This window comes from Sphingobacterium sp. BIGb0165 (assembly GCF_024810095.1).
GTDB lineage: Bacteria > Bacteroidota > Bacteroidia > Sphingobacteriales > Sphingobacteriaceae > Sphingobacterium > Sphingobacterium detergens.
In genome coordinates this window covers 225097-241033 of record NZ_JANUEB010000007.1, presented here as the reverse complement: position 1 = coordinate 241033, position 15937 = coordinate 225097, and the positions used below count along the sequence as shown (strand labels likewise).

Annotated in this window: 7 protein-coding genes; 2 read left to right on the top strand and 5 right to left on the bottom strand. The window is 40.1% G+C overall.

Annotated elements, in window-relative coordinates; all coding sequences use genetic code 11:
- Positions 1–303 precede the first annotated feature (303 nt).
- The 5 genes from M2408_RS17610 to M2408_RS17590 all read right to left on the bottom strand — a co-directional run bounded on the left by M2408_RS17610 (position 304) and on the right by M2408_RS17590 (position 11762).
- Positions 304–2634 (bottom strand): BamA/TamA family outer membrane protein, encoded by a 2331-nt coding sequence (locus M2408_RS17610; RefSeq protein ID WP_259183871.1) that lies wholly within the window; start codon positions 2632–2634, stop codon positions 304–306.
- A complete protein-coding gene (locus M2408_RS17605; protein ID WP_259183869.1) occupies positions 2600–7885 on the bottom strand; it encodes a translocation/assembly module TamB domain-containing protein in 5286 nt (1761 codons plus the stop codon). Before M2408_RS17605 ends, M2408_RS17610 begins: the two co-directional genes overlap by 35 nt.
- A gap of 317 nt (positions 7886–8202) precedes the next feature.
- Positions 8203–8577: a DoxX family membrane protein gene (locus M2408_RS17600; protein ID WP_120262135.1), complete on the bottom strand. Its 375-nt coding sequence runs from the start codon at positions 8575–8577 to the stop codon at positions 8203–8205.
- A gap of 22 nt (positions 8578–8599) precedes the next feature.
- Positions 8600–8941: a DUF4342 domain-containing protein gene (locus tag M2408_RS17595; protein WP_259183865.1), complete on the bottom strand. Its 342-nt coding sequence runs from the start codon at positions 8939–8941 to the stop codon at positions 8600–8602.
- Positions 8942–9125: 184 nt separating this feature from the next.
- Positions 9126–11762: a valine--tRNA ligase gene (locus M2408_RS17590; RefSeq protein ID WP_259183863.1), complete on the bottom strand. Its 2637-nt coding sequence runs from the start codon at positions 11760–11762 to the stop codon at positions 9126–9128.
- Between the two features lie 638 nt (positions 11763–12400).
- Between M2408_RS17590 and M2408_RS17585 the strand changes: the two genes are divergently transcribed.
- The gene (locus M2408_RS17585; RefSeq protein WP_259183861.1) at positions 12401–14002 is read left to right on the top strand and encodes an LTA synthase family protein; all 1602 of its coding nucleotides are present in this window, start codon (positions 12401–12403) and stop codon (positions 14000–14002) included.
- Positions 14003–14006: 4 nt separating this feature from the next.
- Positions 14007–15932, top strand: coding sequence for an LTA synthase family protein (locus tag M2408_RS17580; protein ID WP_259183859.1), 1926 nt, complete (start codon positions 14007–14009; stop codon positions 15930–15932).
- Positions 15933–15937: the final 5 nt, after the last annotated feature.

Genomic DNA, 15937 nt, shown 5'->3' with positions numbered 1-15937 from the left:
TTTTTTGACATGGATATTTCATGAGCATTATGTGGATTAATAAATAATGCTTGAATTTAACGAATTATTGTCAGTAAATCAATCAATTTCACCGGAATAACTTGTTTTTAAAAAGATAATAGAAGCGCCCATAGGGGTTTTGCTAATCGTGATGCCCTTCTGGCACTATGGTGGTATAAACTTTTATTGCCTACTAATGGATGCAAATGCTTATAGAACCAAAAAGGCAAAAAAAGACGGTCCAAAAAGACAGTCCTTTTTTATGTTTGAGGTAAATTTTCATCCCAGTAGTATGACTCAGTTCTAGAACGGATAACCAATAGCCAGATTGAACATCAGGTTATCTTTGCGCCATTGCGAACTGCCAAAATCTATATCCTTAAATACCCAACGTTCTCCTTTAGGTAAGTAGGGGATACGGAATGGAATAGAAAAATCTGTTCGGATAATTAGGAAGGTAAAGTCGAAACGCAAGCCGGCTCCGCCACCTACAGCAAGTTCATTCAAAAAGTTTTTGCTGAACTTAGCCCCGGGTTTGTTCACATCTTCTCGTTGTAACCAGACGTTACCTGCATCAATAAACGCCGCCCAATGGACAAAACCAGCCAGTTTAGAACGATATTCAGTATTCATTTCCAATTTGATATCACCGGTCTGATCAGCATAAAATAACCCATTGCTCAATTTCTCTGGAGCAACCGTTCCCGGACCTATCGCGCGGGCACCAAAGGCACGGATACTGTTTGGCCCACCGACATAGTATTGTTTCAAATAGGGAAGGGACCGCGAGTTTCCATAGGAATAGCTCAATCCGAGACTCACTCGGGAAGCCAATTGTGAATTCTCAGACAGTTTCATATAATGCCTTCCGTCGCCGCTTAATTTAATATACTGGGAGAAGTAGGCATCGAACAGTTTGAATGTCTTGCCCTTATTGAAGTCTGCCCCTTTAATTAAACCAAGGATATTACCCGAAAGATCCAAATTTCCTTTGAAATAGAACGTATTCTTCAAGTGCTGCTTCATCGTATTCTGGAACGTGAAGTTGTAGTTTGGTCCGATCGTAAACTGTGGGTCAATGGCATGTCGCAAAGCGGGAATGGTATCCATCTGTCTTTGATAATTCTCCGAAATACCTTTAGGCTGTACATAGGTAATTTCCAGCAAGGCCAGGTCATGTTGCTTTTCCTCCGATTCTTGCCAGATATAACCATAATCTAGGGCGATTGAATTGAGTGTATAGGCCTTACGACGATTTAAGAATTCATAACGTCCCTTGACATAGGTTTTGGGGATAAAGCGACGTGAGGGGTTAATACTGCCAAAAGGAGACAGGATCCGAGGAAATGTCAGGGTCGCTTCCATTCCGTAACGGTAATAGCTGGAATTCAGATCCGCATTTCCTCCGGTTTGGGTCTCATATCCTCCAAAGACATTAAAGCTCAACTGCTCGGCACCCTTAAATGCATTGCGCAGGGTCCAGTTGACGTTGACTTCTGTACCATTATAAACCGATGCCATTTTTCCCAGTAGTTCTACCCGCAAGGATTTTTTTGGCAGTGGTGTGAGATAGTAATAGACATCCAGTGCATTGGGGACCTCCTTACTATCCACAAAGTTGTTCTTAACAAATTTCCAACTGTTCAGATTGACCAAATGGCTGATCGTCTGGTTGTGCGCTGTACGGTTGTACGTATCTCCGGGATGGAAAAAGATATGTTTTGCGATAACAGGTTTGCGGAATGTACGATTACGGTCAATAAAATAGTAGCTGCTGTCAAATAATTCTGCATTTCGGGTCGACCGTTGGTAACCTGAACTGGTCTCCGTGTAATTAGGAAAAATATAGATCTTATTGATTTTGGATGGAACCTTCGCTTGCGGCGGTGTCTCCTTCTTCACGGTTACGTACATGTCAACCCTGTTGTTACGATGCGAACTGTCGACTTCAACCAAAATATAATCTGGACTAAAATAGTAATAACCTTTGTTTTTAAGGTCATTGTCAATGCGGTCACGCTCATTCAGCACAACATCAAGACTATAATGTTTACCCACCTGCAAAAGACTCTTGTCCGAAGATGAACGGATATCCCGCCCCAATTGGCTTGTGCTATCGATATTAAATTTGACCGACTGGATTTTGTAGATGATATTTGGTTTGGCGGTATAATTTACGGTTGCTTTTTTTTCCTCCACCAGTGTGTCGGATTTTACCTCAGCATTGAAAAAACCAATGTTCTCCATACGGTTCCGCAGTAAGTTCTCATTGTATTCACGGTTGACATCACTCAACAAAACGGGTTCTTCACCAATTTTCTTGAAGAATCTCTTGATCATGTTTTTATTGGCGGAATCACCGGCCATATTATTAAAATAAAGCTTAAACGGAACACCTGCCAGACGTTTATTGGGTTTGGGCATCAATGCCGACTGAAGATAGGTTGCAAGCTTTTCCTTATTCTCCTTTGAAATGGTATCCGAATCTATAATCACATTGCCTTTGACATACAGGCTTTCCCCTTCTTTCAAATTCTTGGTGGAAGAACAGGAGGCTATTATTGTGCCCAGTGTCAATATTCCGATAGCAAATTTCAGTTTAGCTCGCATGATAACTCCTTTCCTCATCTTCATTTTTAATTGCTGTCGTTCTGATAGTATCTAAATTTGTTTTTGGACTTGGATTTTTTGGTGCATTTTTACTTGAGTCCAATTGTTGTTTACGTTTTTCTTTTTCACGCTCTTCAATACGTTTTCTATACTCCGGGCTATGGAGCATCAAACTGTCTCTAATGACTGTACGTACGCTGTCCCGATAGACGGAATCCGTTTCCATCCGTTCCACATTAAAGCGTTTTCTAAACCCTTTGCTGTCGGTATCATAGTACTCCTTGAGTTTTTTGGAACTCATCCAGATCTCTTTAAACTTATTATAGTCCATATTGATAATAAATCCGATACCTGTTTCTACATACTGGCCCTGAAGGGTCACTTGATATTGATTTTTGCGATAAACGCGGGCGAAATAACGGCCGTCTTGAGATAGTTGATAATCCAGTTGGATATCGCCCGCAATATTATTGGCGGTTTCACCTGGTCTCGTATTGCCTTCGACTTCAAAATTGGAACCTACGGTAATTTTAAGCCGGTCATTCAAGAGCATTTTTGATACACCGATATTTAAGTCGGTTCGAGTTTGTCCAGCTCCGGTTGCATAGTCCTGCTCGGAGGTTAAGTTGAAATCCAGTTCTACACCAGTGATCAACTCTGAAGCCAAACGGTTTAACTGACCGCTCAGGAACGAACTGATACTATTCCGAACAATAGCCTCTGTACCACCACCACCGGATAAACTTTCAAACGGATTGGTCGACATAAATCGTCCCAATACAATGAGTGAGAATACCTGTTTATTGAGCTCCGATGGATTTTCACGGAGGGTAGTCAAGGCATTGTTTACCTTACTGACGACATCCTGGGATACGATGGAGTTATTCTCGTCCAGATCAATATCAAAACCCAATTGTGGCTGGAAGAGTTTGTCCGTAATTTTTAGCAATACATTAAATGGTACCCGTTGTTTATACAGGTTCGCATTTTCTGAACCCAATTGCGTTGCCACCAGTTCTAAGGTAGGCGCTTTGGTCATATAGGCTGCCGTAATATTAAGTCGCGCATCCAATGGATCCCCATTCCAGGTGATGGTACTTCCTTTTTGGAAGGTGAAATCTTTTTTCACCGGGCCAAAACTAAACGAGTAGCTTCCTTTGTCTACGGTAAATGTTCCCGACAAGGTGATTTTGCTGCTGGCGTCTATACCTGCATTTAATTCCGCCTGCCCCTGGATATTGAGGGCATCTTGCGAACCTGCATCCAAAAGAATCTTAAATTTAGCCTCTTTATCGGTTTGTAGATTCAGATCCACATCCATTCCGGTCAATTTGGTAACAGTCATCGAATCCAACTTCGCAAATATATTCGCACGTGTTGTATCACTCTTATCAACGAATTCGACTACCCCTTTACGGTCTGCCATACCCGGGTTCTCATTCGGCATAACAAAGGTGAAATCGGTATCACCAAGGACCTTAATTGTTCCATCGACAACAGGTTTGTCCAGATTTCCTCTGATCCGTAGGTTGGATGTCAGGTACATCTTTCCATAGAACATGTCGTTGTCTGTCTGGGTTGAGTTTAGCACCTCAAAATTGTCCGTATTCACATTCAGATTAAAATCAAAATCAGTATAGGTTTTTGTATCGATCGAACCAGTAACTTTGGCAATATTTCCTTTCTTATCCTCCAACGCAAATTTCGTAAAATTGATTCCGGTATTATCAAAATGCACCGTCTCATCCTTTGCTTTGAAAAGGGCATTCAACATCGCGATATTGAACTGGGCATCTTTAAACTTGACATCACCATCTATCAACGGTTTTGAAGGCGATCCCGTAATTTTCAGCTTACCTTCAAGGTTTCCTTTTGAATCTTTCAAATAGCCCAGGCTAAATGCCTGTACAGTCTGCATCGTCAATGGCTGAATATCCAATGTGAAATCCAGACTCGACTCGCCCTTAGGTGGGCTGATAAAGTCCCCACTTAAAACGACGTTATTGCCGTTTTCGCTGATGCTGACATGTGCATTGTAGGTGTTCTCTTTCTCGTTGTTGACTTTGATGTTCACATTTCCGACAGTATCTTTTCCAACATAGAATTTATCGATGATCAGATCCGAAACAAATACAGGACTGCTTTCCAAGCGTGATATTGTCGCCTGCCCATTGATACCACCGCCTAGATCCACGATATCGCTCTCTAGCATTTTACTTAGGGTCTCAATACGGAAGTTCTTAAAAGAAATATTTACTGGCGAATTTAATACACTGTCCTGCGAGGATATACTCAATTCTTGCCCCTTACTGCTCAGGATAAAATCTTTTGCCTGAATACCTGTATTTCCAAATTTAAGCACATTGGCAGGATTTACATTCCACTTGTCGTAGTTCAGCATTAAACCGTCTTGATGAAGACTGAATACAAAAGCACCATTGTCAACGGCCATATCCCCACCCAGATGGTACTGCTCCTTCTCTTTTCTATCTTTTATCCACAAGCCAAAATCCAGGTTATTTTGAATGACGGAACCACTAAATACAGTATTGACAAGTTCAATGTTGCTGACCTTGATCTTATTGATCAGCGCCGAATAGTATAGGGTGCTATCCAAGGTATTGATATCCAAGGTAACGTTGTTTATCTCTGTTCCGCTATAGACTATTTTTGGTGCATCCAATTTGGCCAATATTGTTTTTGTTTCACTGTTAAACATCCCATCGAGTGTGACATCTTTCATTTCTGTCAGTTCCGGGACAAAGTCTTTGACAAATTTGGTACGGGTCAACTGTGCCGAAAATTCGATATTCTGCGGTTCATAGGGTGGAACCTTAACAGGCTTTCCGGGTTGGTAATATACCTGCAAAATATCCCGAACGGCATTCTGTAGTTCTAGTATCTTATATTTTCCGACTAGGTGGGCATTGAAAAAAGCAGATTTTAGAAGCAGCAAATTTCTCGATGTATCTGATTTAGCAATCAACGAGATGCTATCCAGCGAATAATATGCATCATTGTAGGCGATGGACGAGCCGGTGATATGTGCCTCCCCATTCAGAAAGTTTGGATCAGCTGAAGTAAAATGCCCGACCATCTTACCGTGGTATTTAAAATCGTCTTCCATCAGTTTCAGATTTTTGAGGTTGATGGTGTCCACCATCAATTCAAAATCCACTTGTGGATATTTAGATTTCATATTGGCTGTAGCATCCAGCTTTAACTTAATATTGGGGTCAGGACTCACTACGGAAGCTTTAATATCTCCTTTGTCTGCAGTGAGGTTCATATCAATATTCTGATAACGATAACCCATGGCATCCATACGGTTTACTTTGCCGTCGAAATTGGCGACAAGTTTCTTGGGATCTGTTCCATGTCCTTTTATTTTTCCTTCAAAGGAAAGAATACCCAGGGTGCTATCCATTTTCATGATCTGGCCAATATCAAAATCACGGATGCTAACAAAAGCATCGTAGGTCGTATCTCTGCTCGCCATGCTCACTTTCCCATCAACTTTGGCTGTACCTTTTTCGGTCACCAGTGAGAGGTTGGTGTCAAAGGCAGTCATTCCCCCCTTGAATGTTCCCGTTAGTCCGATTGTATTGGGCAGTTGAAGACCTGTTGGCAACATGGTTTTGGCGACAAGTTTTTCAATATCTGAGCGACCTGTTGTTAATTTTTTCAGATTAAGGTCCATCGACATCTTATCTACATCAGGTAGTCCCTTTAAGCGCATACTGGCAATAACACGTGTATTGGAGAGAGTCTGGAAATCAATATTGGGAATATTTAGGTCGTTGAGTTTACCTACGACACGGCCGTCAATATTAAACTTTTTATCCATCAATGGTTTCATAACCTGCATGGTATCCAAAAAGGGAGCAAAGTAGTAAATGTCGCGCATATCGACATGGCTCTTTTTGATCGTAGCATTCACGTAGATCAATTCAGGTTTTTTGGTAATGATATCCAGTGAAGGGTAGCTCACTTTTAGGTAGTCCCGAATGAGTGTACGTGGTGTTTCCGCATAGAGATTTTTAATTTCGGCCCCTGTATTGGTATATTTAAAGTCCCCTTTAAGCTGTTTGATAACAAGACCTGAGTGATCGGATGCGGTCAGTTCATTCAATGATCCACTGATCGAATCCGCGCTATAATATAAATCCGTCAGATTTGTTTTTATTCCTGGAATCTTGATGTTGAAATAATCAAAGCCTTTCATACGGGCTTGATTGTCATCCCGGTAAGCTAGACTTGTATTGTTGATATTGATGTCTTTAGCTGAGACGACCCACTTGATTTTTGTAGTATCAGCGGTTGTATTACCTTTTTCTGGAGTTTTCTTGGCTATTTTACCAAAGAGCACATCATTGTCGGAACCATCTAAGTGGATGGTCTGGATATCGACCAGTTCTTTGTTTAAATCAATCTTGTTGATATCTACACGGAGATTTTTAATATTAAACTTGGTTTTCAGCGCACTGGACTGATCCTCATAGCGGACAAGGATATTGGCCAGGTCGGCAATTTGTATCCCCACATCCGGAAGCAGGGTTGTCGTCTGTGCCGTCTTGTCTGTGATACCAAAGTCTTTGACTGTTGGAGCCGTGCCATCTACGACCGGTTTCCATTGTTTTACGGTCGCATTTAAACCATCTATTTTTACCTTCGGTAGATTGAAGGCCATGTTTTTGGTCAGGTCAAACTTCTTGATATTGGTGTTTAGCGTACCTAAATAGACGTCAGCACTTGTTCCGATAACGTCATCAGCGTAAACGATATGAAATTTATCAAGCTTTATTTTATCGAGATTGAACAGAAGCGCAGAGGTGGTATCAGCTGTAGGTTTGCTTTCCTTTTCGGATGCAAATGCTTTGACGATATAATCAAAATTAAAGGAACTGTCCGGTAGTGTTCTGCGAATTTTTGCGGTAATCCCTTTCGCCTCGATACTTTGGATCTCGACCGTGTTTTTCAATAGCTTGAGCATATTGATGTCTACAGCTATACGCTCTCCAGCGACCAGGGTATCCTTGCTCTGATCTTCCAGATAGATGTCCTGTAACACTAATTTTTTTGGGAAATCAATGTTTATATAACCGATTTTTACCGGTGTACCTATTTTTCCTTCAACATAATGAGTTACTTTTCCTGCAATATAGTTCTGAACGGAGGGGATTCGGATTAAAAATACAACTAGAATAACCAGCGCAATTATTACTCCAATAATCCACAATATTGTTTTGAAAGCAATTCGGGTAAATCTGTTCAACGTATAATTTGATTTAAGTATCTATTAATAAAAATTAAAACGGAAAAAAGTTTGCAAAGTTTTTTAGATATTAACTTATATCACCGCCATTTCAGCAAACTAAGATAAATTTGCTTGTATATGCAAGTTTAATTTGTGCAACATATGTATGCAAATTTTAGACAATTCCCCATTTACCCCTAAAAGCTTTGTGTTTGAAGGGATAGTATTTAAAACACATCAAATAATTGACCAAACCATTTTTGGAGTATAAAGTTTTTTGTTTTTTAATTTTCTGCTAACAAAAGCATGCAATATCGATCAATTTGTCAAGGAAATTACTCCATTAGCTTTTTGTATTTACCCCAATTTTCAAAAATCACCCATAACCAGATAATGAAAAGTACAGCCCAAATAATTAATCCCATTTGGCTGTAAAAAATCATGTTATGCGTAAAAATGCCGATGAGTATTGGAAAGATAACCAAGGCGCCTAACGTTCTCGTCTTTGGGAGGAGAAATAATAAGCCGCCCAAGATTTCGATGATTGCAACGAGCGGCATCAGCCATTTTATTGTGATGAATGCCTGAAATACCTTTTGCATATCCATGTCCATAGGTGGAACAGGCATATAATGAAAGATTTTATCTAAGCCCGCATTGACAAAAAGAAGGCCAAACAAAACACAAAGGATATTCTTTATGATGTTCATGATCGTAAAATTTAAGGGCCAATTATTTAACAGTGATTGTTGTTGGAGGCTCCGCAGAATCATCCGGCTTTTCCGCTTCTTTCTTTTCGCTGTTTCGTTCCACAGTAATTGTACATTCGGTGAGCAAGGCCGCAACTGCACCAATAGCAGCAAATACAGGTGCTAAGATCAGCCCTATTGCGCCAACGGTGATCGGAAAGCTCATAATTTCTTTGCCATGTTTGTCCGAAATACTGATTTTATTTACATTACCCTCTGCAATGATTTCTTTGATCTTTTGTAAAAGGTTTTCACCGTTGATTTGAAATGTTTCCTTGAATCCCATAATGCTATAATTTAAGTTCGCTCTTATAAAGTTATTCATTTTTTTACAGGAATTCTTATAAAGTTAAAAATCAACTGAAAGGCGATAACACAAAATTTTAATCATTCCATGGAATCGGATGTGGGTATGAAAGTGAATAAAAGGAAAGCAGCCCAAAAAGTAAAGGCAAACCAAAAAAGTCCCGCGAAACTCGCGGGACTTTGAAAAAATATTGTCGATCGTTTTAACCTAAAGTGGCCAAGCTATCTTGAAGAATCTTAATTTTAGCTTCTGCATCAGCTTTCTTGCTTTTTTCGTTTTCAACGATTTCTGGTTTTGCATTTTGTACAAAACGTTCATTTGAAAGCTTTTTGTCTACAGACACCAAGAATCCTTTCAGGTAGTCCAGTTCTTTTTCAATACGTTCGCGCTCTGCATCTACATCAATATTGTTTTCCAAGAGTACATAACATTCATCCTTACCCGCCAAGAAACTTGTTGCACCAGCTACTTTTTCCGTAACAAATGTGACAGCTTCTAGGTTAGCAATTTTCGTGATGATTGCAATATACTGTGCGAGATCAGTGTCAGACTGTTGGTTGATCGCCAGAGGTAATGCTACCTTTGGTGAGATACCTTTCGAATTCCGGATATTACGAACTTCGGAAATGATCTGTTGTGCTACAGCAAAATCTTTAATAACCTGCTCATCAAAAGTACTTACTTTTGGAAATTCAGCGACAATGATACAGTCTTTTTCCTCTTTTATCCCGAACAGTTCATCATGCCACAGTTCTTCCGTTAGGAAAGGCATAAAAGGATGTACCAAAGTCAATATACGTTGGAAGAAGGATTTTACCATTTCCAACGTTTCTGAAGCAATTGGAGAGCCATAAGCTGGTTTCACCAGTTCAAGGTACCAGGCGCAGAAGTCATCCCATACCAATTTATAAGTTGTCATCAAGGCATCTGATAAACGGTAATGTTTGAAGTTTTCTTCAATTTCAGTCAATGCTTGGTTGAATCGTGCATCGAACCATGCAGCTGATATTTTGTCCGAGGCTGAAGCAGGAGCATCGATAACTTCTAAGCCTTTCACCAAACGGAAGGCATTCCATATTTTATTGGCAAAATTACGGCCCTGTACACACAGCTCAACATCAAAAGGTAAGTCATTTCCTGCAGGAGCCGTCAATAACATGCCCATGCGCGTTGCATCAGCGCCATATTCGTTCATCAAATCAATTGGATCAGGTGAATTACCCAGAGATTTTGACATCTTGCGTCCTAATTTATCACGTACGATGCCTGTAAAATAAACATTTTCAAAAGGTAGCTGTCCCCGGAATTCGTAACCCGATACAATCATGCGTGCTACCCAGAAGAAAATAATATCTGGTGCAGTGACTAGATCCTGTGTTGGGTAGTAGTAGTTGATCTCTGCATTTTCAGGTTCGTTGATACCGTTGAATACAGAAATTGGCCATAACCAAGCTGAAAACCAAGTATCAAGTACATCTTCGTCCTGACGTAAATCTGCAAGCGTTAGACCTGCATTGCCCGATTTTTGCTGTGCCAATGAAAGCGCTTCTTCGGCAGTCTGTGCAACGACAAAATCATCGTTACCATCACCATAGAAGTAAGCAGGTATTTGATGTCCCCACCACAATTGTCTTGAAATGTTCCAATCTGTTACATTTTCCATCCAGTTGCGGTAGATATTTTTGAATTTGGGTGGATGGAATTTAATGGTATCATCCATGACATTATCTAGGGCAGGTTTTCCCAGGTCTTCCATTTTCAGGAACCATTGGTTAGAGATCTTAGGCTCAATAACAGCACCGGTTCTTTCAGATGTTCCGACATTATTGGTGTAGTTTTCTACTTTTTCCAATAATCCTTTTTCTTCCAGTTCTTTTTCGATCTCTTTACGTACTTTGAAGCGATCCATGCCAGCATAATGTAAGCCGTTGTCGTTTAATTTCGCTTCATCGGTAAAGATGTCCACAAACTCCAGATCATGCTTTTTACCTAGTTCGTAGTCATTGATATCGTGTGCCGGAGTTACTTTAAGACAGCCGGTACCAAATTCAAGATCCACATATTCATCTTCAATGATATTCACTTTACGTCCGACGATTGGTACGATCACTTGTTTTCCCTTTAACCAGGTGTAGCGTTCGTCGTTTGGATTGATACATACTGCTGTATCACCAAAGATTGTTTCAGGACGGGTTGTGGCAACGACAATATATTTGTCCGTTCCTTCAACCTGATATTTCAGATGGTATAATTTGCCGTTCTTTTCCTTGTAAACAACTTCTTCGTCAGAGATATTGGTTTTTGCTTCTGGATCCCAGTTAACCATGCGGTAACCACGATAGATTAACCCTTTGTTGTAAAGGTCAACAAATACGCGGATCACCGATTGATACAATTCAGGATCCATGGTAAAACGGGTACGATCCCAATCACAGGAAGCGCCTAGTTTTTCCAGTTGCTTTAAGATAATGCCACCGTACTTTTCTTTCCATTCCCAAGCATGCTTTAAAAAATCCTCACGGGATAAGGATCTTTTGTCAATACCTTGCTCCTTTAACATAGCGACGACCTTAGCTTCAGTGGCGATGGAGGCGTGATCTGTCCCCGGTACCCAACAAGCGTTTTTACCCTGCATACGTGCGCGGCGAATCAAAACATCTTGAATCGTATTGTTCAGCATATGACCCATGTGCAATACGCCAGTGACATTCGGTGGCGGCATTACAATCGTATAAGGTTCACGTTCGTCAGGAGTAGACCGGAAAAATCCGTTCGCTTTCCAATAGCTGTACCATTTTTCTTCAGCTTCTTTTGGATTGTAAGTTTTCGCTATGCTCATTTTAAATTCTATATTCAATTTTTTAAGGAATACAAAAGTAAGGAATTCTATGTTATTTTCCTTGTTATCATTGATCTTGTTATTGATTGTAGATCAAGGACCAAGGATTAAAGATCAAGGACGAGGAACTAAAGATGAAAGGGGCAAGCATTAAAGATGAATGTTCAACGAGGCAATACTTGAAAAACAGTAACCATTCAAATAAGCCGAAGGCTTGTACAAGTAGAATCTCAATACTCACTACTCGATATTCAAATCTTAATACTTTTTTAATCTTTTCTTCATATTACTAGTCGATTAGCCTAGTTTTAATGTAAATTAATGTAAATTTGCCTGTTTTATTTTTACACGAAGGGATGCAACGATTTGCGAACGAACTTAGGGCGTTAACACAATATTTTTTGTTTTGGCTAATTATCTGTTTTATAGATAGATTTATTTTTATTTCTGCTTTTTTTGAGAAAATAGGAACAGCCCATTTCACCGAGATTTTTAGAATTTATTTTCATGGATTAAGCCTAGATTTTTCAGCCGTATCCTATATATGCGCTATTCCATTTATTTTTTATTGCATACTAAGCTTTTTCCCAAAGGTTCAGCCAAAACGTATCATCCTTGATATTTACACGATTGTTGTATTGGTTTTATTTTTCGTCACGAGTTTTATCAATGTCAATATCTATCGAGAATGGGGTGATAAAATATCAAAACGAGCTATAGATGCTTTCCTGGCATCACCATCCGGGGCGGTTGCTTCTGCAGAGTCTACACCGGTTTTTCTTCCGATCCTCGGGATGTTGGTTGGGATATTTTGCGGATATTTTCTCTACCGTTGGATGTTCAAAAAAGTACATTTTTATAATGTTAAATCACCGATTGGCAATTTTTTAAAACTGGCGGTCGGTATTTTTGTTCTCTTTACCTTTATCCGTGGGGGCTATGGCCGTGCGACCCTAAACCCTAGTAAAGCTTATTATTCTGAGGTTACCTTTTATAATCATGCGGCTGTGAATACACAATGGTCACTTTTGCGTGACTTTTTCACTAAAAGTACAAAGCTGAAAAGTCCGTATGATTTCTATGGTTCGGATCAAAAAAGTATTCAAGAGCACTTGAAACCTGCTTTCCAGAGCCAGCCTGATTCTGCAGTCGAAGTTTTATCTACGACACGCCCCAATGTTGTTATCATCATGTTGGAAAGTTTTGTCGGTGACCTCATCCAGTCTTTGGGTGGAGAGAAGGGCATAACGCCACATATGGAAGAATTGATCAAAGGTGGAATTTTATTCGATCACATCTATTCCGCCGCCGATCGTTCGGATAAGGGGATGGTTGCTATACTCAGTGGATTTCCGGCACAGGGACCCGAAAGTATTATTAAATATATCGACAAACACGAAAATATGCCTGCTATTGGGCAGGAATTTGATCACGCGGGCTATGAAACTTCATTTTATCATGGTGGACAAAGTGAGTTTTATAATTTCAAGTCCTACATGTTGACACATGGTATTTCCAGAGTGGTTGATAACGCTAATTTTGGTCTGGATGCCGAACGGGCTTCCTGGGGAGTCTACGATCATGTGGTGTTCAACCAGATGATCCATGATTTTAACAAGGAAAAACAGCCTTTTTTCTCGACGATATTTACATTGATCAATCACGAACCATTTGAATTAAAGCACGGTTATAAATTTGGCAGTACCAACAATGCCGATAAGTTCAGAAGCACGGCGAATTATACGGATTCGGCTGTTTTCGATTTTATTGGTAAAGCCAAGAAAGAAGCCTGGTACAAAAATACCCTTTTTGTGATAGTTGCGGATCATGGCCATCGCTTGCCATCGGAAAAATGGGAGCTTTTCCATCCAAATAGATTCCATATCCCATTGATCTTTTTCGGTGATGTTATCAAACCGGAATACCGGGGTAAGATCTTCAATCGGATCGGAAACCAAACGGATTTAGCCACGACGCTGTTGACACAGTTGAAACTTCCGACCAATAGATATCACTGGAGTCGGGATTTATTTAATCCGACGACACCACAGATCGCTTTCTATAATTCCAAAGATGCCTTTGGTGCAGTTACACCTGAACAGTCGGTATCTTTTGATAATGTTGGCCGTATCATCAATTATAGATCCAATAAAGAATATCCTGCTGCCAAAACCGATAGTATATTGAATATTGCCAAAGCGTATTATCAGCAGGTCTATCGTGAATTTCTAAAATATTAACCTGATGAAGTTAAGAGGAATATTAGCACCCTATTTTGCAGTCGCCATTCGCTTTGCCTTTCTTTTAGTCGTTTATGCCCTGCTCAGATGGGGGTTTTATCTGCTGAATGCCTCATTATTTCCTAACGTAAATGCAGGAAAACTGTTTGTGATGTTTGGTGGAGGTATGCGTTTTGATACAGTTGCTTTGCTCTATCTGAATATTCTTTACATTGTAATGCAGACGGTCCCCGGACCATTCATAGCTAATCCTACCTATCAACGGGTTTCCAAATGGATCTTTGTTATTGTCAATTCACTAGGGATAGCCTTGAATCTGATTGACTATGCCTATTACCCTTTTACACTAAAGCGGACCACTGGTACGGTATTGAGCCAGTTTTCAAATGAGTCAAACTTATTTAAATTGGCATTTGACTTTTGTCTTGATTACTGGTATCTCTTGCTGATATTTGCATTGCTCGTTTATGGCTTATCGAAATCGTATCAGTTGATCCAACTGGAAAAGCCAAAACGTTATTCTTGGAAATCTTTCCTTGTTCAAGTTCCTTTCTTTTTATTGACTGCTTTTCTTTTTATAGGTGGTGTTCGTGGCGGCTGGGCGCACAGTACCCGTCCGATTACATTGAGCAATGCCGGTGACTATGTGGACACCCCCGAAGAAATGAATATTGTCCTGAATACGCCATTTAGTATATTGAAAACCTTAAAAGCTGTTAGTCTCAAGCCGGTGAACTATTATCCAGAGCAAGAGCTGAGCAAGTTGTATGACCCAATCCATCTTCCACAAACGGACAAACCCTTCAATAAAAAGAATGTTGTTGTCTTGATTTTGGAAAGCTTCGCGAAGGAACACTTTGGTGAACTGAATAAAGATATTCAAGGTGGGAAATATAAAGGTTATACTCCTTTTTTAGATTCTTTGATTCGCAACGGCTATACCTTTACAGATACCTATGCGAATGGTCGCAAATCCATCGACGCTTTGCCTTCGGTGATCACAGGCATCCCTTCTATTGGTGAACCCTTTGTACTTTCAGTGTATTCGGGTAATGAAACCACTAGTTTGGCTAAACTCCTGGGGAAAAAAGGGTATGAAACGGCATTTTTCCACGGAGCTCCGAATGGAAGTATGGGTTTTTCCGCCTATATGAAGTTAGCCGGAATTCAACATTATTTTGGCAAAAACGAATATAACAATGATCAGGATTTTGATGGTATCTGGGGAATCTGGGATGAACCTTTTCTACAGTTTACTGCGAATAAAATCAATACGTTAAAACAACCGTTTTTTGCGAGCTTCTTTTCGCTGTCCTCGCACCATCCCTTTAAGGTGCCAGAGAAGTATCAAGGAAAATTTCCGAAAGGACCGCTACCCGTGCAGGAACCTATTGGCTATACCGATAATGCACTTCGCGAATTCTTTGCGACGGCATCTAAAATGCCTTGGTTCAACAATACCTTATTTGTGATCTGTGCTGATCATGCAACGGTAAGTTACCTGCCCGAGTACCAGACCACAGCCGGGGGCTTTCAGATCCCGATTATATTTTATGCGCCAGGTGAAGGATTGGTCGGTAAGGCGGATAAACTGGTGCAACAAATCGATATTATGCCTACCGTTTTAAATTACCTCCATTACGATGAACCCTATTTTGCGTTTGGTTCGGATGCATTTAAACCGGGAAAGGACAATTTTGTCCTGAACAATAATGCAGGAAGTTACAATTTTTACTATAAAGACTATATGATGTCTTATGATGGTCTTAAACCTGTATCTCTTTATAATATGAAGCAAGATCGCTTGATGAAACAAGACCTGATAAAACAACATCCTGCAATTCTGGATACGATGGAAACCAAGATGAAAGCTTTTATTCAACAATATAACAATCGGATGATTGAAAATAAGTTGACCTATAAAAAGTAGGTCAG